At 62.5% G+C, this 19,151-nt stretch carries 24 protein-coding genes; 6 read left to right on the top strand and 18 right to left on the bottom strand.

The features are described 5' to 3' along the window. Nucleotides 1-194 precede the first annotated feature (194 nt). The 3 genes from AAFG07_RS30595 to AAFG07_RS30585 all read right to left on the bottom strand — a co-directional run bounded on the left by AAFG07_RS30595 (nt 195) and on the right by AAFG07_RS30585 (nt 3,160). Entirely contained in the window at nt 195-536 is a 342-nt protein-coding gene (locus AAFG07_RS30595) for a hypothetical protein (protein WP_342723475.1), read from the bottom strand. Between the two features lie 216 nt (nt 537-752). Continuing rightward, nucleotides 753-1,514: a hypothetical protein gene (locus AAFG07_RS30590; RefSeq protein WP_342723474.1), complete on the bottom strand. Its 762-nt coding sequence runs from the start codon at nt 1,512-1,514 to the stop codon at nt 753-755. A gap of 743 nt (nt 1,515-2,257) precedes the next feature. Further along, a complete protein-coding gene (locus AAFG07_RS30585; RefSeq protein WP_342723473.1) occupies nt 2,258-3,160 on the bottom strand; it encodes a LysR substrate-binding domain-containing protein in 903 nt (300 codons plus the stop codon). Between the two features lie 137 nt (nt 3,161-3,297). On the opposite strand from AAFG07_RS30585, the gene AAFG07_RS30580 reads away from it, so the two are divergent. From AAFG07_RS30580 to AAFG07_RS30565, 4 genes are read left to right on the top strand one after another with little or no spacing between them, the layout of a single operon-like run. After that, nucleotides 3,298-4,266, top strand: a complete 969-nt coding sequence (locus tag AAFG07_RS30580; protein WP_342723472.1) for a hydroxymethylglutaryl-CoA lyase — start codon at nt 3,298-3,300, stop codon at nt 4,264-4,266. Further along, on the top strand, nt 4,256-5,458 hold the full coding sequence (locus tag AAFG07_RS30575) for a CaiB/BaiF CoA-transferase family protein (protein WP_342723471.1): 1,203 nt from the start codon (nt 4,256-4,258) through the stop codon (nt 5,456-5,458). Before AAFG07_RS30580 ends, AAFG07_RS30575 begins: the two co-directional genes overlap by 11 nt. A gap of 52 nt (nt 5,459-5,510) precedes the next feature. Continuing rightward, nucleotides 5,511-6,965 (top strand): MFS transporter, encoded by a 1,455-nt coding sequence (locus AAFG07_RS30570; RefSeq protein ID WP_342723470.1) that lies wholly within the window; start codon nt 5,511-5,513, stop codon nt 6,963-6,965. Nucleotides 6,966-6,994: 29 nt separating this feature from the next. Then, nucleotides 6,995-7,210 carry a hypothetical protein gene (locus tag AAFG07_RS30565; RefSeq protein ID WP_342723469.1) on the top strand — a complete coding sequence of 72 codons (216 nt, stop codon included), beginning with the start codon at nt 6,995-6,997 and terminating at the stop codon, nt 7,208-7,210. Between the two features lie 131 nt (nt 7,211-7,341). Here the strand turns inward: AAFG07_RS30565 and AAFG07_RS30560 are convergent, their stop codons facing one another. From AAFG07_RS30560 to AAFG07_RS30535, 6 genes are all read right to left on the bottom strand, one after another. Beyond that, nucleotides 7,342-7,599, bottom strand: a complete 258-nt coding sequence (locus tag AAFG07_RS30560; protein ID WP_342723468.1) for a hypothetical protein — start codon at nt 7,597-7,599, stop codon at nt 7,342-7,344. Nucleotides 7,600-7,666: 67 nt separating this feature from the next. Further along, nucleotides 7,667-7,849: a hypothetical protein gene (locus AAFG07_RS30555; protein WP_342723467.1), complete on the bottom strand. Its 183-nt coding sequence runs from the start codon at nt 7,847-7,849 to the stop codon at nt 7,667-7,669. A 78-nt stretch (nt 7,850-7,927) separates the two neighbouring features. After that, complete coding sequence (locus AAFG07_RS30550) at nt 7,928-8,320, bottom strand: type II toxin-antitoxin system HicB family antitoxin (RefSeq protein WP_342723466.1); 393 nt, start codon at nt 8,318-8,320, stop codon at nt 7,928-7,930. Nucleotides 8,321-8,375: 55 nt separating this feature from the next. Beyond that, nucleotides 8,376-8,567, bottom strand: coding sequence for a type II toxin-antitoxin system HicA family toxin (locus AAFG07_RS30545; protein ID WP_342723465.1), 192 nt, complete (start codon nt 8,565-8,567; stop codon nt 8,376-8,378). Between the two features lie 9 nt (nt 8,568-8,576). Next, nucleotides 8,577-8,903 carry a hypothetical protein gene (locus AAFG07_RS30540; RefSeq protein ID WP_342723464.1) on the bottom strand — a complete coding sequence of 109 codons (327 nt, stop codon included), beginning with the start codon at nt 8,901-8,903 and terminating at the stop codon, nt 8,577-8,579. Between the two features lie 509 nt (nt 8,904-9,412). Next, nucleotides 9,413-9,685, bottom strand: coding sequence for a hypothetical protein (locus tag AAFG07_RS30535; protein ID WP_342723463.1), 273 nt, complete (start codon nt 9,683-9,685; stop codon nt 9,413-9,415). A gap of 35 nt (nt 9,686-9,720) precedes the next feature. Here AAFG07_RS30535 and AAFG07_RS30530 point away from each other — a divergent pair, with 35 nt between their 5' ends. Together AAFG07_RS30530 and AAFG07_RS30525 are read left to right on the top strand one after the other, a co-directional pair. After that, nucleotides 9,721-10,101 carry a hypothetical protein gene (locus tag AAFG07_RS30530; RefSeq protein ID WP_342723462.1) on the top strand — a complete coding sequence of 127 codons (381 nt, stop codon included), beginning with the start codon at nt 9,721-9,723 and terminating at the stop codon, nt 10,099-10,101. Between the two features lies 1 nt (nt 10,102). After that, complete coding sequence (locus AAFG07_RS30525; protein ID WP_342723461.1) at nt 10,103-11,050, top strand: UDP-glucuronic acid decarboxylase family protein; 948 nt, start codon at nt 10,103-10,105, stop codon at nt 11,048-11,050. 41 nt (nt 11,051-11,091) lie between these two features. Here the strand turns inward: AAFG07_RS30525 and gspM are convergent, their stop codons facing one another. The 9 genes from gspM to AAFG07_RS30480 all read right to left on the bottom strand — a co-directional run bounded on the left by gspM (nt 11,092) and on the right by AAFG07_RS30480 (nt 18,910). Beyond that, complete coding sequence (gene gspM, locus AAFG07_RS30520) at nt 11,092-11,664, bottom strand: type II secretion system protein GspM (RefSeq protein WP_342723460.1); 573 nt, start codon at nt 11,662-11,664, stop codon at nt 11,092-11,094. 3 nt (nt 11,665-11,667) lie between these two features. Continuing rightward, nucleotides 11,668-12,717, bottom strand: coding sequence for a PilN domain-containing protein (locus AAFG07_RS30515; RefSeq protein WP_342723459.1), 1,050 nt, complete (start codon nt 12,715-12,717; stop codon nt 11,668-11,670). Continuing rightward, a complete protein-coding gene (locus AAFG07_RS30510; RefSeq protein ID WP_342723458.1) occupies nt 12,717-13,658 on the bottom strand; it encodes a hypothetical protein in 942 nt (313 codons plus the stop codon). The genes AAFG07_RS30515 and AAFG07_RS30510 overlap by 1 nt, the downstream gene beginning before the upstream one ends. Continuing rightward, nucleotides 13,655-14,392, bottom strand: coding sequence for a prepilin-type N-terminal cleavage/methylation domain-containing protein (locus AAFG07_RS30505; RefSeq protein ID WP_342723457.1), 738 nt, complete (start codon nt 14,390-14,392; stop codon nt 13,655-13,657). The genes AAFG07_RS30510 and AAFG07_RS30505 overlap by 4 nt, the downstream gene beginning before the upstream one ends. Next, on the bottom strand, nt 14,389-14,799 hold the full coding sequence (locus tag AAFG07_RS30500; RefSeq protein WP_342723456.1) for a hypothetical protein: 411 nt from the start codon (nt 14,797-14,799) through the stop codon (nt 14,389-14,391). Before AAFG07_RS30500 ends, AAFG07_RS30505 begins: the two co-directional genes overlap by 4 nt. 28 nt (nt 14,800-14,827) lie before the next feature. After that, entirely contained in the window at nt 14,828-15,277 is a 450-nt protein-coding gene (locus tag AAFG07_RS30495) for a prepilin-type N-terminal cleavage/methylation domain-containing protein (RefSeq protein ID WP_342723455.1), read from the bottom strand. A gap of 9 nt (nt 15,278-15,286) precedes the next feature. Then, nucleotides 15,287-16,492 (bottom strand): type II secretion system F family protein, encoded by a 1,206-nt coding sequence (locus tag AAFG07_RS30490; protein ID WP_342723454.1) that lies wholly within the window; start codon nt 16,490-16,492, stop codon nt 15,287-15,289. Between the two features lie 7 nt (nt 16,493-16,499). Then, nucleotides 16,500-18,206, bottom strand: coding sequence for a GspE/PulE family protein (locus AAFG07_RS30485; protein WP_342723453.1), 1,707 nt, complete (start codon nt 18,204-18,206; stop codon nt 16,500-16,502). 71 nt (nt 18,207-18,277) lie between these two features. After that, the gene (locus AAFG07_RS30480; protein WP_092124807.1) at nt 18,278-18,910 is read right to left on the bottom strand and encodes a sigma-70 family RNA polymerase sigma factor; all 633 of its coding nucleotides are present in this window, start codon (nt 18,908-18,910) and stop codon (nt 18,278-18,280) included. Nucleotides 18,911-19,151: the final 241 nt, after the last annotated feature.

Here is a 19,151-nt window from a genome sequence, read left to right as displayed (position 1 = left end):
GACACCCTCGAAATTCACGGTACCCGTATCCGCCTCTGGGGATCGACGCGCCCGAGACCCAACGGAGTATTTCGGATGTCGCGTCGGCATTGAGGTCGGGCAGACAGATTGCTCTGTCGTCGATGGGACCCGCACAATCGTTCCGCGCCGGCGCTCAGAAGTGAGACCGGCCGCATCGCCGGAAGCGGGAGCAGTTATCGAAAGGCCCGGAAAAGCGCTGCAATGCCTTGCCAGATGGTCGCGCGAACTGCCGTCTCAGCGGCGACTTGAGTTGACCGAGCAGTGTTGACGGGAGATGGAGAGGAAACAGGCACTCCTAGTCTGACCCTGAGCGCGTCTTTGTCCTGCTTCCCGATGGCGATGTACTCTGCATTACGCATAACAAGCGGCATAAAAGGCTTGTCCTGCTCCGCTTGCGGGAGATGGGCGACTTGCGCTTGCGGATTTTTGAGGAGGTCAGCGTATTTCGTTTGATCATAAGCGTTCGATTGCAGAGCCTCGCGCCAAAAATCGTCCAATTGCTCTAAGGGGGGCACGGTGATGCTCCAAGTCGAGTAACACTGGTTCGACCCGAAGCAGAGTAGTGTGGCCTGCCGCGCCACAAAGTCAAGCTATCCAAAATGGCAGGTCGCCATCGAGGGAGCGGTAGCTGATCTCAACGGCTCGACAACATTTACCAAGATGAGCGCCTCAATTGCATGCGACGGATACCATGACAAACGCAATGCAAGCGACGACGATGCCGTCGAAATTCACTTGCAGCTAATCTCCAATTCGTCATTGTCGCGCGACATTTCATCTTTCTCGCTCGCCTTGAGGCTGAGAAACTTCATATTGACCCGAGGTGGGACGGCAAAGTCTACGTCCAGATACGCCGTTCCCATCTTCATCGTGCTTTGGATACGCTTCGCCGTTGCTGCACTAGTAATGAGCGCCGACACCAAAACACCGCTGCTCGTTGCTTTGGTCGCGATAGCGGTTATCTTCGCAATGTCGGAGTTGCCGCTCGACCTCAATCGAAGCCTAGCTTTCGGCGGAAGGCCCCAAGTCACTTTGAACACCGTGACCTCATAGCCCATCTGTTCGAGGATCGGAAGGGCATCGCCGACCTGCTGGGTGAAAGTATTAAATTCGGACATCATCCTGCCGGTAACATCGGAAAAGTCTGGCAAGGAGAGGTCAGGCATCGATGGAGATGGCAACGACACAGATGGCATTGTCGGCACGGCGGGCATCATATCCCGGGCTGACTTCGTGATGGCATCAATCCGACTTGACGCTGGACCCTCGGCGCGCGCCACCCACGCCATCGCCGTGATGACAAGTGCAAATGCGCTGAACAATCTGATCATTGTACCTGACCTTTTCTTTGCAGAGTTTTTCGCCGCGTTGATCGCCATGGAGAAGCGTCGATCCGGTGCTCTCGACCGGGGCTCGCGCTCGAAGTTGCAGGCCGAGCCAAAAGCCCGACCACCAATCAAGATGGCCGGGCAAGATGCAAATACGAATTTCATGAACCCTGCGAATATGCTGCGACGCAGGGAAAACTTCTATCCCGGGCGAATACGGTGGGCCCACCGCACCTGTGGGATGCGGCCCTAGCTCAGGTGCTAGGGCCGCGGTGAGCCCAAGGCGCGGTAGACCCCTTGCGCTCTACCTCATTAGAGCTGAAATGTTTATGGTTGTATAGCGCGAGGCGTTATCTGGCCGCACGGTCGCGTCATGGTCGTCATTGTCGGCGGAGCAAGAGATCAATCGCGCGCTCGACGTCGTAGGCGCGGTCGTCCTACTCGAGTACGGAACCACTCCTCGGATTGGATCGATCGGAGAACTCAAGAAAGCCCGATCGAGCGCTGGGTCGGAGCAAGTCTCCGCCTTCGATCACTGAGGAGCGACAACGCTGGGCTTGAGCCCGAAATCGTAATGCAGATGGAAATAGGGGTGTTCGACAGTCCCGCCGTTGGGCGTGCGGCCCGGCCGCGACCGTGACAATGTCGCTGAAGTGTCCCTGATGAGAGGCAATTACGTTGGACCCACGCTTTGAGAATTGCACGACGCGTAAGGGCGGAGATAACAGGAGCAAAGAGCGAAGTGTCGCGGGACTGCAAGGAATTGAATGCCTACCTTTACTGCCGCTTCCGTAGATTGATGCGTTGGCGACCACCCCGCCGCGTTGGGGTCTGGATCAGGGAAACGTGGGGCCGTCAGTGGAACAAGCCTAACCTCCAGATACGGTCTATCTGATATTTGGATGCCGTTACTCCGCTGTGGCCGAACCTGATCCGAGTGCCACAAATCGCACCAGTTGATCGGACGTGCGGTCCTGGTTGTAGGCAAGACAAATATGGCTTTTTGCTTTCGCCGAGCTCAGCGGGCGCTGCACGACGTCGCGTACGACGATTTGACCGTAGCATTTCGGCAGCACGGCAACCCCAAAACCCGCGGCCACGAGGCCCAGAATGGCGCCGCCGTCTTCTGCCTCCTGGACCACGTTGGGCGTGAATCCTGCGCTGCTACAAAGGTGTACGACGTGACCATTCAGGCCGCGGCGGCTGGCATTCGCAAAGAAGATGAACGGCAGCGGCTCCAGCGCCCGTACGGCAATGGCCCCGCGCTTACACAGCAAGGGATGATCGTTCGGCGCAAACAGCTCCAGCGGGTCGGGCCAGATCCGACGAATGATCATGTTCTTGGGGGGCGGAAATATCGGGGACGGTCGCAGGAATCCGAGATCGAGCCGACGGTCGATCAGCATCTCGGCCTGTTGGCTGGTGGAGGCGTGAAGCAGCTCGAGACGTATCTCCGGGTAGGCTTGCGAAAAGCGGCGCAGGATATTGGAGAACGACGCATGGATGGGGGTTGACCCCGTGTAGCCGATGCGCAGCAGGCCCGCTTCTCCGCGTGCAGCCCACTGCGCCGTTCCCATCGCTTGATCGAGCTGCGCAAGCGCCTTGCGCGCCTGTTCAAGCAGGATCTGTCCGGCTTGGGTCAACTCGACCCCCCGGCGTTGACGCAGAAAGAGCGGCGCGCCCACCTCATGCTCGAGGGCCTTGATCTGGAGGCTGAGGGGAGGCTGGCTGAGGTTGAGACGGCGTGCAGCCCTGCTGAAATTCAGCTCCTCGGCGACTGCGATGAAATAGCGAAGCTGTCGGATTTCCATCCTGATATTTAGAAATCATATGGCTAATGCCGTCAAATCAGTATTGGACGAAATGGCGCCACCGCCGCCATCCTGTGCTCAGGCAGAAATCGAGGGACAGTCGCGGCCACGGTCGCAGCTCCGCCGAGTGAGGATGGATGGCAGACCTGCCAAACGAAGTGGAAATCCAGGAGGAGGGGCCGCGCGAAGGCTTTCAGATCGAACCAGGACCGATTGCCTCCGCGGACAAGATTCGCCTCATCGAGGCTTTGGCGCAAACCGGGCTTCGCCACATCCAGGTTTGTTCCTTCGTCAATCCTCGCCTCGTGCCCGGATGGGCAGATGCGGATGACGTTGTCGCTGGCTTTCGGCCGACGGCCGGTGTCCACTATGTCGGGCTCTGGTTCAACGAAAAGGGACTCGATCGGGCCCTCGCGCATTCGGACAAGCTGACGCTTTCCGGCTCCGTTGCGCTGTCGGCGTCCGATGCGTTCACCCGCAAGAACCTGCATCGCAGCCACGCGGAAAACCTGGAAGCGATGCGCAAGCAGACGCGCCTCCATCTGTCGAAAAACGTTTTGGTTCGGCGGATCGGGGTCATGGCGGCGTTCGGCTGCAATTTCCAGGGCGATATCACGCCGGTGCAGGTCATCTCCACCCTTCGCGACGGCTTCGACATTGCGGACGAATGCGGTGTGGCAATCGACAACATTTCCCTGTCGGACACGATGGGCTGGGCGACGCCGCTGCGCGTCGAAAGGCTGCTCGGGGAGGTGCGAAGCAAGTGGCCGCATCAGCGGATCACGTTGCATCTGCACGACACCCGCGGGCTCGCGATCGCCAACGCGATGGCGGGCCTGCGCATGGGAGTGACGAAATTCGACTCGACTGTCGGCGGACTGGGCGGTTGTCCATTCGCCGCACACAAGGGCGCTGCCGGCAACATCTGCACGGAAGAGCTCGTGCTGCTGTGCGAGGAGATGGGGATCAGCACGGGCGTCGACCTCGATGCGCTGATCGAAGTCGGGCGGATGGCGGAAGAGGTAGTCGGCCACCAGCTGCCGAGCGAGCTTCTCCACGCCGGAAGCCTCAATTCATTTCGGAGGAAGGCGTCAGGTGTCCACTAAACCACTGACGGGACTGAAGGTCCTCGAGTTCAGCCACACGATCATGGGACCCTGCGCCGGCTTGATACTGGCCGATCTCGGGGCAGACGTGATCAAGGTCGAGCCCGCGCCCGACGGCGACCACACGCGCCGCTTGCCTGGCTTCGGCGCAGGTTTTTTCGCCAGCTTCAATCGCAACAAGCGCAGTATCGCGATTAACCTGAAGCATCCCGAGGGACGCGCGACTGTCCATCGGCTGGTGAAGGACGTCGATATCGTCCTCGAGAACTACGCGCCCGGCACGATGGAGCGGCTGGGGTGCGGCTATGCTGATCTGGAAGCGATAAATCCACGTTTGATCTATCTGGCACTCAAAGGCTTCCTCGCAGGTCCCTACGAGCATAGGCCCGCGCTCGATGAAGTCGTGCAGTTTCAGGCGGGGCTTGCCTATATGACAGGCCCCGCAGGGCGGCCATTGCGCGCGGGCGCTTCTGTCAACGATATCACAGGCGCAATCTTCGGCGTCACGGCCGCACTCGCAGCGCTTCGCGAGCGCGACGCGACCGGGCGAGGCCAGCGGATCAGCAGCGCGTTGTTCGAGAGCGCGGCGTTCTTCATGGTCACACACATGGCGGGCGCGGTCGCGAGTGGATACCCGCCAACGCCTATGCCGGAGCGCCGGCATGCCTGGGCGATCTACGACGTCTTCAACACGAGCGACGATCAGGTATTCATTGGCGTCACCAGCGACAAGCAATGGATCCGGTTCACCGAAGAATTTGCGCTCGCCGCCCTCGGCGGCAATCCGGATCTCGCCACCAATGTCATGCGGGCGAGCCATCGAAGCTGGCTCATCCCTGCCGTGCAGGAAGCGCTTGCCCCGTTTTCGAAGGCGGTGATTGCCGAACGTTGCGAACGCGCGGCCGTCTCATGGGCGGCGGTTGGCAAGCCGACGGACCTGTTCAACGATCCGCATCTCGCCAGTCATGGTGGCTTGATTGACATTGCGATCCGCACCGTCGAAGGCGCAATCGAGATAACGCGGCTTCCCGCCATGCCCGTCGAATTCGGCGCGGAACGCGAGCGGCCGGGGCTGACCCGCCAACCGCCGCGTCTGGGCGAGCACACAGACGAGATTTTGGTCGGCGCCGGCTTCGACCGGCGCGAGGTCGAGAGGCTGGCACGCGAACGGGTCATCGCCGCCACGCCGTAGGTGGTGCGTGCCGAACAAGAAAAACAAATCGAAGTAGAGGGGAAATCAAGCCATGCATGGGCCGGCGACACGAACGACCGTCGCACTCGCGGATGGCAGCGCAGCGGGAGCGGTGGATACCGATAACGCATCGGCTGCGGCCATGATCAATGCGCGCCTTGACCGTCTTCCGATGAGCTGGCCGATCTGGAATCTCGTCTTGATGGTCGCCCTTGGCGCCTGGTTCGAGATCTACGACGTCTTCTTCACCGCCTACATCGGACCGGGGCTCGTCAGAAGCGGAACTTTCACGACCTCGACCGTGAATTTCTTCGGCTTCGCCGGACTGGGGGCTTTCGTGGCTGCCATGTTTGCCGGCCTGTTCGTCGGAACGCTCGTGTTCGGCCAATTGGCCGATCGCTTCGGGCGGCGGGTCGTCTTCACTGGCGCGCTGCTCTGGTATACGGCCGCAGCCGCCTTGTTGGCCTGTCAACACAGCGCGGAGTGGATCATCTTCTTTCGGTTTCTAACCGGCATTGGTGCAGGCGCGGAGATCGTGACGATCGACTCCTATACCACCGAGCTCGTGCCGGCGAATTCGCGCGGAAAGTCGTTTGCCTTCCTCCAGGCGATACAGTTCTCCGCGGTCCCGACCGTCGCGCTGGTCGCTTGGTATTTCGTGCCGACGGCTCCCCTTGGCTTTGACGGATGGCGCTGGGTGATCTGGATCGGGTGCCTGGGCGCAACGGCCGTCTGGTTCATCCGGCTCGGCTTGCCGGAAAGTCCGCGATGGCTGGCGCAGAGGGGCTGCCTCGCCGAGGCGGATGCGATCGTTTCCCGGCTTGAGTACAAAATCGTGGCGCGGACCGGCGCGCCTTTACCCGAGCCGCAGCCTTACCCTCCCGTGGCCCAAGAGCAGAACGCGAGATTTGCCGAGCTGTGGCAATCCCGATATCGGGGGCGAACCATCATGATGATGGTGTTCAACTTCTTTCAGTCGATCGGTTACTACGGGTTTGCAAGTTGGGTTCCGACGCTCCTCATTGCCAAGGGCATTAACGTTACGCACAGTCTGCTCTATTCCTTCGTCATCGCGATTGCCAACCCCATCGGTCCGTTGCTGTCGATGTCCTTCGCCGAGCGAATCGAACGCAAGTGGATCGTAGTGGGATCTGCCTCAGCGATCGCGATCATTGGAATAATCTTCTCCAGGCAAGAGGAAGCCGCTCTCATCGTGCCCCTGGGCGTTGCCATGGCCTTGGCCAGCAACTGTCTCACATTTTCCTATCGCGCCTATCAAGCGGAGCTCTTCCCCACGCGCATGCGCAGCCGCGCCATTGGTGCCGTCTATTCAGTTAGCCGCGTCAGTGCGATGTTTTCGGGTTTCCTGATCGCGTTTTGCCTCCGCGATTACGGTGTGACCGGCGTATTCGCGCTGATCGCGGGAGCCATGGCGATCGTTGTTGTGACGATCGGTGTGTTTGGACCGCGCACCAACGGACTGAAGCTCGAGGCGGTTTCCGGGTAGCTGAAGCACACGATCAGACTGATGCGAAGATGACGAATGCAACCGAACAGGCTGCGGATGCTTCTGGGCGACTATCCGGAACCGCCACCGTGAAGAGCGGAGCGCTTGCCTCGGATCGAGTGACGCTCGATTTCGTCCGCTACGCTTCGGTCATCGATGGGTTCAAACTGACGGTCAGGGAGCAGGCGTTCGACATCTCCGAGCTCGCGATCGTCAGCTATCTCATCGCCCGGGATTCCCCATGATCACGCCGATCGCGCGCGGAGAGAAGCCACTAGGATTTATCGCTGGCGCTGCTGATCGTACCCAGCAATTGGTCAACCCGGCAGCGTTCTCGAGCTTGTCGCCGGCTATGACGGTGGGGCGGAGGAATAATTCAAGCCTTGGAACCGCCATCGGTGGAGCGAGTTGTCGCCTCCTCTCGCGCGAAAAATTCCTCAATTACTCTTACACCAGCTCGGTAATTGTCGATCAGACGGCGTTCAATTTCGATAGCTTCAGCGGTTGTATCACGGACGGGAGAGCCCAGATCCTGCGCGGACATAATGTTGTTTTTGAAAAGCTGAATTCTGTCTTCAGCGAGCGCGATCTGCTTCTGGTAATATTCCAGTGCCTCTCTCAGGGCTCTATTCATAAACCTACTCCATTGACATCTGCAATCTGGTGGAGAGATTAGATAGCAAATAGCCCGGGTCGCAACGTTAGATCTGCGGCTTTCGAAATGGGATGACGTCGCCGTCCGCCGCGCGGATCACCACTCGCGCCATCTCCATTACGTCGAAGCCTAGCTCGGCCACGGCATCTGCAACGCCCTGGCGGTCCAGTTCGCGGACGATTGCCTCAGCTACCTTCATCAGACGCGCGGTCTCGGCGGTATCGGTCATGGGCAGCCCAATATGACGGTGGTGCGGAGGAAGAGGTCCATCCATCTTAGGCCAGCGGCCGCGTGCCCCGTTGATTGGCTACGCGGCGATTGCCTTCTTTGCCGCCTGAGCGAGAAAGCCAGAACGCGTAAATCCGTGCTGTTCAGCGTAGTGGTCAATCTCACTCAGAACGTCGGCTGGAAGCGTGACGTTGACGCGAACGCTCTTCACTTCTTCCGCCGGTGCTGGAATTAGAACGGCAACGCCGTCCCTGTTTTCAGCGTTTGCCATGATCTCCTCGAGAGAGGAGGGCTCGGGGACAGCCTCGCCGTCTGCGGCCATGCCCTTTAGATGGAGGGCCAAGGCCTCCGCTCCCATCGCGCGCGCTTCGTCGAGATCTGAGCCCGCGGTGATCACGCCGGGCAGATCGGGAAACGAAACACCATAGTCGCTGTCGGCGTCCTTATGGATCAGAGCAATGTAGTGGCGCATTTTCGCTCTCCAGCGGTTCGTGAGTTCTCCAACTCGACGGTTGAGCTTGCCAAGCTCAGGTAAATTTCAGACCGGACTGCTTTTCGATGCTCTTGAGCGTTCCGATCGGTATGTCCTTCTTTGGATGGGGGACGGTCACGCGGCCTTTCTTGGTCGCGTGCTTGAACTGGACGTGGCTGCCATCCTGATCGACCTGGAACCAACCATCATCCTTCAAGGCCTTGATGAAGTCCCACGACGTCTTCATGTGGTGTATTTATACACACTGGGGCATCGAGTCAACAATTTTCTTACACACTAATACACACTTGAGATTTGCGTTCCTTTCGAGAGGAGGAAAAGGATCGGCCCGCCGTCTCGAGACATCATTAATCGCCGACTTCCCGGACTTAGGGCCAAAACCGTTCCAGGCGCATTGCCTCGTCGTGGAGACCTCGGCTCGCAGCCGGTTCCAGAGTTCGCGCTGTCCCGACGCCACCACAAATCGATCGCCGGCATCGGTGATCTCGGTTTCGCCGTTCGCACGAGGCTTGGTGCCGCCGGCTGCCCAGTACCATTTCGGTTTGTCGTCGAACTCGGACATCTTCCCTCCTATAATATTCTGAATCGCACTCTAACCTATTGATACGACTGGAGCCGAAAACGGCATGAAATTCAGAACGTGCGTTGATATCGTTCAAGATCCTCGCGGATTTTGATTCCGCCATTCGGAGGTTCGATCCCTCCCGCCCCAGCCAGCAAACAAGCCATTGATTTAAATATAGAAATTTTCCCCTCCGGGACCGGGCTTGGGCCGACCTTCAATCTGGAAACTCTGCGCCGCGTTCATTTCCATGGACTGACAGCGCCGAGTCGCGCTCTGGCTCGGGATTGAGCGATGTTCAAATCTGGCCTGATTGGCCCTGCACGAAATGCACCGACTTGGTCGCCCGGCGATGCGACGGCGATCATGTGCGGTGTGGAGGTCGGTCGCGGCTAGGTCGACACCGCGGACGTGTGCGGACCATCCGTGCCATCACCACGCGGTTCTCAAATTTGCGATCGCTGGATGTTGAACTGAAATCCGATCCACGCGCGAAAAATTTCTGCAGGTTAGGGCAACGTGAATCGTCGCAGTTCACCAGCCTCGCTCACTTGCGCGACGTCGCATCGACTCATCTCGCGCGAAGCGAAATGCAAGCGCTGACGAATGGCTCGCAACCAACGTGCAACGCTGCGCAGCCATTCACGCATCGCATTGCGGACGAGACAATTACAACGGGAAACGCCATAAAACTGCAATGGCGCGAAGCTATCCTTCAGCGCCTGCCACGCGGCAGCCGCAATGAATGTCCGCAGTGCGTTCGCCTCACATGCATCGCTCATCTTATCAACGGCTCGTTGTGACGGCGATGGCGGCGATGCTCTCGTCTGCTGCGGACGCGGCTGAATTCACCATCGTCAACGCCTCGAACACGCCGCTGCAGCACCTCTACATTTCGCCATGTGGGGCAGGGCAATGGGGGTCGGATCAGTTTACCGAGGCGTTGCCGCCTTCGCGATTTCACACGGTCTCGCGGATCGAGCCGGGCTGTTACGATATCCAATTCGTGGTCGCTCCCTGGAATAGCTGTGTCCTTGCCGGCGCGTCGCTTCGCCGCAACGAAGTCTGGAAGATCACGCAGTGGACGGTGTTCGGCTCGCAGAGCGGCGATTGCTCGCATGTCGCGGGCTATGTTCCCGCGGCTCGACGTGCGTGGGTCTGGCAACCGGCTTCAAGCTCCGACATGAAGAGAGAGTGACGTGGCAAAGGTGCTGGTGACCGGCGGAGCCGGATTTCTAGGTTCGCATTTGTGCGAGCGGCTGGTCGGGCAGGGCCACGATGTGCTCTGCGTCGACAACTACTTCACCGGCAGCAGGGCCAACATCGCGCATCTGATCGGCGGTCCCCGCTTCGAGGTCATGCGCCACGACGTGACGTTCCCGCTCTATGTCGAAGTCGACCAGATCTACAATCTGGCGTGTCCCGCTTCGCCGATCCATTACCAGTTCGACCCGGTGCAGACGACCAAGACCAGCGTCCACGGCGCCATCAACATGCTCGGACTTGCCAAGCGCGTGAAGGCCAAGATCCTCCAGGCTTCGACCTCGGAGGTCTATGGCGATCCGGAAATCCATCCGCAGGTCGAATCCTACTGGGGACACGTCAATCCGATCGGGCTGCGCTCCTGCTATGACGAAGGCAAGCGCTGCGCCGAGACGCTGTTCTTCGACTATTGGCGCCAGCACGGCCTGCGGATCAAGGTCGTGCGGATATTCAATACTTACGGTCCCCGCATGCACCCCAACGATGGTCGTGTGGTGTCGAACTTCATCGTCCAGGCGCTCGGCGGCAACGACATCACCATCTACGGAGATGGCCGCCAGACCCGCAGCTTCTGCTATGTCGACGATCTGATCGAGGCGATGATCCGGACCATGAACACGCCCAGCGATTTCACCGGGCCGATCAACATCGGCAATCCCAGGGAGTTCACCATCCGCGAGCTGGCCGAGCAGGTCATTGCAATGACCGGATCAAGAAGCAGGCTGGTGTTCGCGCCGCTGCCGTCCGATGACCCTCGTCAGAGGCAGCCGGACATTTCGCTGGCGCGCGCTGTGCTGGGCTGGGAGCCGACCATTGATCTCGGTCGTGGCCTCGAGCGAACGATCGATTACTTCCGGAGCCAGTTGAGAGCCGCGGCCGAATAGCATCCTTGAGTTCGCTCGCCCCCTTGCACGGTTGCGATCGATCAAGCCGTCCGGCGGCGCCAGAAAGCGTGCACCGTCAGAGTGATCTTCAAGACCGGATCGCCGGCAGTTCGCTCGGTTGATCCCCCCGGCTGCACCAGCAATGCGTCGACGAACACATAGGGCGCGCCGCTTTCAAGCCGGTACAGCAACGTCTGCAATGCCGCCAGCGTGGCATTGAGGGAGATCTGGAGCCTGATGGCGTCGTTCTTGTCGTCGCGATCGGCGGGAATCCCGGACGAGACCAGCACCGCGTGTTGGCTCAGCACCAGTTCGGACAGATACGCCTGGAGCTGCGCGGTGGCGAGGCCGCTGGTCGGCGCATCCAGGAAGGCTGCCGTCGGCGCCGCGTGGCGCTGGGTCTGTGCACGCTTGTTGGCAGCGGGGCGCGAACGCGCCTCGAGCGCCGCCAATTCGTCGCGCTGTTCGGCGAGGTGCTGCGCCGCGCCGGAGCGTGCCTGCAGCGCGCCCGCAATCGCGATCGCGCAGATCAGCAGCAGCGCGCAGAATCCGCCGGCCGCGAAGACTTGCTCGCGGTTGATGTCGAAGTTGAGGTTCAGCTTCGCTTTCAGCACGATTCACTCTCCATCGATCCTGACATGCGGCTCGACACCTGCCTCGATGTGAAACACGAACCGTCCGCCGTCGGCATTGCGCGTCGTCGGGGCAAAGAAATGCACATCCTTGAAATGTCCGGAGCGTTCGAGCGGCGCGATCAGCGACGGTGCATCGCCGGCGAGGCCGACGATGCGCAGCGTCGAACCGTCCATATTCAGTTCCGTCAGATAGGACGTGTCGGGGAGGGCGCGCGACAGTGCTTCGACGACGACCACCGCGACCGGCGATGTCTCCTTCAGGGCGCGCGCCCGTTCAGCCGGCGCGAGCGAGGCGATCGCCTCTTTCGACGAACTGCCCTTGATCTGGCGCTGCAGCGTCGCAAGGCGCGATCCAATCTCGTCGCTCTCGCTGTCCGCGGATGCAGCGCCCATGAAGGCCCAGACGTTGACCACCAGCGTCAGGCAGACCGCTGCGACCATCAGGCCGACGATCATTCGGCGCGTCCGTGAGAGATTGCTGTCGGTCGCCTCGGCGAGGCGGGACCACAGGGTGACCGTTCCGTCGCCGCTGCCCTTGCCCGCGACGACCCGGTCGACCCGCAGCCCCAGCGCGCCGAGCTGGCCGCATGCGTCATCGAGCGTCTCGCGCGAGGTGGCGAGGATCTGCACATTGAGGATGTTTGCATCCGCGCTGGTTGCCACATGGAAGCCGAAGGCGGCCTGGCTCGCTCGCCACGGAAATAGCCGCTCGATCTGGTTGCGCACGATGCCGGCCAGCAAGTCTCGCGCCTGCGCCGGAACATTCATCGCGCGCGAAACGATGTCGGGGGCCGGAAGCTCGAGAATGACGAAGGATTTCTGTGCGGCGCGGATGATCTCATCCGGCAGCGCATTTTCCGCAGCCCCCGCCGCGAACGTCGACCTTACCGATTTCGCTGCGTCTTCAACGACCCAGTCGCTGCCGACCCTCGTCACCTTCAACCAATGCCTGGCGCGGCGCCGCTCCTGCCAGCCGAGCCACAGGCGGGCGAGGATGTCGATCCAGCGCCGCATGATCAATTCGATGTTCATCAGCGCGCCTCCAGCGATGCGACGACGCCTGTCCTTGCGAACCGCGAGATCGGTGTCCAGGCCAGCACCCGATATGGTTGCTTGTCGTCGGGGAGCAGCACGATGAATGCCCTGGCTGCGGCGGTGTATCCGCCGGTCGTGCCGGCGACGAGGTCCACCGCGACCACATGCGTCTGCGGAACCTTGAGGTATTTCTGCGCCGGTCCGAGCAGGAACGAGAGCCGCTCGGGATCGACGAACGGCGAGCTCCGCATGTCGAGGAAGGCGTCAAGATGCTCCGTATCGAACGACGGCAAGGCCCGCAGCACCGCGACCGGCGCGGTGAGCGGATTGACGCCGTCGCTGCCGAAGACGGTGATCAGGGGCGCCATCGCCGCCATCCATTGCGGCTGCATGCCGGGAATATCGGCGATCTGTCCAATGTCGGTGAACGGAGCCGGCGCGGGCGCTGCCGCCGGCTGGTCAGGCGTACCCGGGGCCGATGGCTTCGCCGCATCGCCCGGCCGCGGCTGCGCATCGCTCGCGCGCGCCTGCCCTGCGATGTCGCGCAGTGCGACGATCCGTTGCGCGACGATGCCGGCATCGTCATCCTCGGCGCCGACATAGCGGAGCAGCGAGGCGAGCAGTTCGACCGGTGCCTTTCCGATGTCGATGCGGCCGCCCTCATCGCTGATGGTGAGCTGAACGGATCCGGTCGCGAACGTCAGCGTGGTAGTGCGCTCGGCGGGCGGGGCGTCTCGCAACGCCGCAACAATACCCGCGGCGGCCTCGAGACCCGCGGTCAGGAGCCCGTCGGATTGCACACGCTCCCGGTCGATCCGAACGATGCCGGCGAGGCTGCGAAACGTCGTCGATGTGGCCATGGCGAGGGCGGCGCACAGCGCGATCGCCCATAGCACAGCGAGCAGGACCATGCCGCGTTGGGTGTGACGCCCGCTCATCGGCGTGCTCCGGCCGGCGGACCCTTGGCCGGCGTCTCCTTCGGCGACGCGGACTTGCCGGTGACGCAGTCGGCATTGGCTCCGAGCTGGGCGCAGCCGATCGGCGCGTCGGCGCGCAGCGTGAACTGAACGCCGGGCAACAGGTCGGCCCCACTGGCGCGGTCCCGAACGGTCAGCCGCACCAGGCGCGGCAACAGCGGCTGCCCGATCCATGTCGTGCTCCAGGACAAGGTGCCGTCCGGACCAGTGCTTCCGAATGCAAACGCGATGTCGACCTGGCCTTCGATCACACCGACGGGGTCCTGCAGCGCGACGCTCGCAAATGGCGTGCGTTGTCCTTGCCATCGGGCGCGGCGCCGGACCAGATGGTTGACGCCATCAGTCTCCTCGACCTGCAGGCTGACCACTTCCTCACCCCGGCCGCCGCCTGCACTGCTTCCGGTGACGAACGTCATCTGGTTCGCATCGCCGTTGAAGGCGGCCGTCGCGTCCGCGCCGTCACCCTGTTTCACTTGCCGGGCAGAGCCGATGTCCGCCGCGAGGCGGTCGACCGCGAGCAGCAACTGATCGGTCTTTCCCACCAGACCGGTCCTGCGGTCGAAATTCAGCGCGACGTTGTTGATCAGAACAGCGGTTGCGGCGATCACGGCGGACCCGATCGCAAGCGCGGCCAGCACCTCGATCAGCGTGAAGCCGGATACCGCACGGAGCTCCCTTCGAAGCGCCGCGCTCATTCGTCGGCTCCCAATCCGAGCCGCAGCGTATCCGCGCTGACCATCTGTCCGGGCGCCCACGACACGGTCGCTACGAGATGGTAGGCGATCCAGTTCGGGCGTTTGGCGCCGGGCTCCTCCTTCTTGTCCGGTGCGGCTGCGGCCGGTGCGTCCCGCCGCACGGCCATGGCATCGACGAACATGGGCTCCGATGTGACCGACCAGCGCAGACCGGCGGTCTCGCCGTCACGCGTTCCACTGGCGAGGATCGAGCGGTCGACCGGCGAATCCAGGATCGTGCGCAACATGACCTGTGCCGCAATGCGGCCGTCGATCTTGTCCGCGATCCGGCGTGCGTAAAGCAGATGCGGACCGAGCACCGACACGAACGCCAGCAGCAGCGCCAATGCCACCAGCGCCTCGATCAAGGTGAACCCGGCACATGCCGAACGAGGTTCAGGGCAGATCGACCGCAACGCGGCCATTATACCAGTTGACGTCCACCTCATAGCGCACATTCTCCCACGAGAATTTCAGCACCGAGCCGGTCGAAGCGCCGTCCGGCTCGAACCGCACCACCGCCTGTCGTCCCGACCAGAGCTCGTTCACGCCGATCACATCGACCCGGACGTCGCGAGGGATCGCGATCGTGCCGGCCTGCCCGACGATCGTCCGCGCATTTCCGTCGAGCGACACGCGGCGGCTTTGCCCGGTGAGAATTGCCGCAAGCCGCTCGCGTCGCAGCAGCGCTGCGGTCTGCAGCGTCAACGCCTTCAGGCTGGCGCGCCCGGTGCCCGGAACCATCACCACCACCAGCGACGCCAACATCGCGATGATCAGCATCACCGCCATCATCTCGATCAGGGTGGAGCCCGCCGTCGAACCGGTGATCGTCGCACGCGTCATCGGTCATCCCTACATCGCAAGCTCGGTGATGCTGAGCAGTGCACTCATGATCGATACCACCAGCGTTCCGATACCGATGCTGACTGCGATGATGGTGATTGGTCCGATCGCACCCATCAGCCGGTCGAGGCCGATGGCGAGCCGCTGCTCATAGAGATCGGCGGCGTGCTGCGCGATGGCCGAGAGGTCTCCGGTCTCGTCACCGACCCGGAGCATGCGGACCGCAAGCGGCGGCACCAGGTCGCTCTCGGCCAGCGCCTCGATGAAACGGCGACCGTTGCGCACCTGCTCGTGCACCTTATCGACGGCCGCCGCGTAGCGGGGCTCGGTCATGATATCGCGCAGGATCTTCAGCGCGGTCGGCAAGGCGACCCCGTTCTCGACCAGCAGCCCGAGCGTCCCGATGAAACGGGCGGTGCGACGATCATGCATCGGGCCGGAGATGCCAGGAATGGTCGCGAGCACCGCCATCAGCGATGCGCGCGCGGCCGGCTGGCGCAGGATCAGCCAGCCCAGCACCAGCACCGCGCCGCAGCCGCCAAGAAACATGTCGAGATGGGCGCGCAGCCAGGTGGACATCGTGAGCGCAAAGGCCGCGCCGGAATTGAGACGTCCGCGTAGCTCGCTGAATACCGACTCGAACTGCGGCACGACATAGAGCAGGAAGAAAAACAGGATGACGAGCGCCGATCCGACCAGGAACATCGGATAGCGAATCGCCGACGAGATCCGTTGCGACAACTGCTCGCGCCGCGTCCGGTCCTCGACGATCGCCCGCAGCACCACTTCCAGCTTGCCGGACGCTTCGCCGGCGCGCACCATCGCGATGTAGATCTGCTCGATGATCTGGTTGTGGCGCTCGAGTGCCTCGGCGAAGCCGTCGCCGCCGGAGACCGCGGAGCGCAGCCCGCCGGCAAAGCGAGCCACCGCCTTGTTGGTGTCTTCTTCCAGCGTCTGGAGTGCAGCTTCCAGCGTCAGTCCGGAGCGAAGCAGCAAGGCCAGCAGGCGAAGGAACGTGGTCAGCTCGCGTTGCCGGGGCAGGCTCCCGCTCGAAACGCTGGCGCGCAGCGCGCTGCGGCCCGCGATCTCGGCCTCGACCGGCAGGTGGCCGAGATACTCGATCCGCCGCAGCACCTCCTCGCGCGAGGGCGCGTCGACGTCGCCGAGAATAATCTCGCCGGCCTTGGTCAATGCGCGGTAGCGGTAGTGCGGCATGACCGTCCTACAGGCTCATGGTCAGGCGGAAGATCTCATCGAGCGTGGTCTGCCCGGCGCGTAATTTTGCGACACCATCCTCCGTCATCGACGTCATGCCGGCGCGCCGGGCCACGGCTTCCAGCTCGGAGGCATCGGTTTTCGGGCCGATCGACCGTCGCAGCGTCGCGCCGATCTCCATGATCTCGAACACGCCCTTGCGTCCGCGGAAGCCTGTGTTGCTGCACCAATCGCAGCCCTTGGGTCGGCAGACCACCTCGCCAGCCTCGATGCCAAGCGCCGCATAGCGTTCGTCCGCCGCGATATCCGCCGCCGACAGGGCGTAATGTTGCTTGCAGTGGTCGCACAGGATCCGGACCAGCCGCTGCGCCACGATCACCCGCGCGCACGACGCCAGCAGGAAGCTCTCGATTCCCATGTCGATCAGGCGCGTCACGGCGCCCGCGGCGGTGTTGGTGTGCAGCGTCGTCAGCACCAGATGGCCGGTCAGCGCGGCGTGGACGCCGATATGGGCCGTCTCGGCATCGCGCATCTCGCCAACCATGATGACGTCGGGGTCGAGCCGCATGAAGGAGCGCAGCGCGGATGCGAAGGTGAGCCCGATGCCTGGATGCACCTGGGTCTGCGTGATACCCGGGATCTGATACTCGACGGGGTCCTCGATGGTCAGGATCTTGCGGGTGGGCTCGTTGATTACGGCAAGCGATGCCGCGAGCGTCGTCGTCTTGCCGGACCCGGTCGGGCCGGTGACGATGACCATTCCGTATGGTGCAAGCAACGCCTTGCGCAGAACCGCCTCGTGATGCGCGCTGAGCCCGATCTGGTCGAGCGAGACCAGGCCGGCTCCCTTGCGCAATAGCCGAATGACGGCGCATTCGCCGTGCATCGTCGGCATAGTGGCGACCCGAAGGTCGATCTCGTTGCCGCCGACCAGGATGTGGGCGCGCCCGTCCTGCGCCAGCCGGCGCTCGGTGATGTTCAGGCCGGCCATGATCTTGAGCCGTGACAGGATGCCCTTCGCCATCGCCATCGGCGGTGCCGGCACGTTCTTCAGCATGCCATCGACGCGCAGGCGAACCTGCAGGGCATTGCCGGCCGGCTCGATGTGCAGATCGGTCGCGCGCTGCTCGACCGCCAGGCGGAGCAGATCGTCAAGCGCCCGCACGACCGGCGCACCGCGCGCGAGGTCGCGAAGATTGTCGAGATCGTCCTCGCCGCCGGCGGTCCCGGGCTGCGGGGCATCGCTTGTTTGATCGGGCTCGAGCCGTAGCGACAATGCGGCTTCCAGATCGTCGGCGGTCGCTGCCGCAAGCGCGACCGGCCGGCGCAGCATGAGTTCGACCGCCCGCAACGTTTCATCGTCAATCGGGGAGGCCAGTGCGAGACGCAACGTCCCGGCCGTGCCCTCGTAGGGAAACAGGCGCTCTTCCTTGAGGAAGCGGGTCGACATCTCGCCGCCGGCAAAGCGCCCGTCGACCAGATCATCGCGGCGAACCCGGTCACATCGATAAAAGCTGGCCAGCTCGTCGGCCAGCGCGGATGGTGTCAGCTTGGAGACGGCGGTCCAGTCGACATGGCTGGCTGATCCGTCGGCATGACGCGGGCGAGCAGCCGCTTCATCCTTCGGGCTGTCGCGCAACGCACCCTTGCCGGCGAGATATGTCATGAAGTCGATCGGCGGCATCGCCGGCCGATCGCTTTCGCGCGCTAGCATCGCACAGCTCCGATCGACCCAGCCTGCACAGCTGGTCGACTATGCCGTTCGGTTTGTCGTGCCATTGCGCGTCACCTGCTGCCGCCCAAGGGCAATCGTCGGTCGAGCACCGTATCGCCGTCGCCGGCTGGATGCAGCGCCGCGCGCTCCCGCTCGGTGAATGGAATTCGGCGCCGAAACGCAGCCCTTGGCATGTGCGCGTTCCGATCGATGCACACTGCGCAATGCACCAGCGCCTGCTTGATCTCGACCTGGACCGTGCGCACGCTGATGCCGAACCGTTTTGCAACTTGCTGCAACGGTACCTCTTCAACACATATCGCCATGAAGATCTCCCGGCGACGGGTCGGTAGTTCCTGGATGGCGCGCCGCAGCGCACCGATCTCGGATCGCGCCTCGATGATGCGGTCCGGGCCGGGAGTATCGTCCGGTAGATCGAACAGCGCATCCGCTTGCGGCACCGTGCGACGGCGCCGTTCGGCAACGCGCCGATTGCTGATGGCGCTCATCGCCACGCGGAACAGATATGCAGGCAAATCGCGAACGGGCCCGATGCCGTCTGCCTTGCTCAAGCGCAGAAACGTATCCTGCAAGGCCTCGTCGGCGAGATCGGCGGACCCGGTCCGGCGCGTCAAACGTTGTTTGAGATCGTCGTAGCTTGTGACGAGGAGCGCGAGCAACGCCGTTCGATTGGTGTCGCTCATTGCAGGGGCCCCATCCCCAACCGCGGCAATCGTCACATTTCAAGTCGGTCGCGACACTTCTATCTGTGGTTGGTGACATGGAAATGAAACCACAACGAGTGCTCACGTCGCGACATGCCGCGCCACAGTCGATGATGCAGAATTGATTTGTGTCCGGGACAAATGCTGCGCGCGTCAGGGCTGTGATTGCGCACCCGCGCGGTCTATCGCAGACATCGGCTGCGACGCGAGCAACAGCGCG

This window comes from Bradyrhizobium sp. B097, from assembly GCF_038957035.1.
Taxonomy (GTDB): Bacteria; Pseudomonadota; Alphaproteobacteria; order Rhizobiales; family Xanthobacteraceae; genus Bradyrhizobium.
The sequence above is the reverse complement of the archived record's forward strand: the minus strand, read 5'-3'. Positions and strand labels throughout refer to the sequence as shown.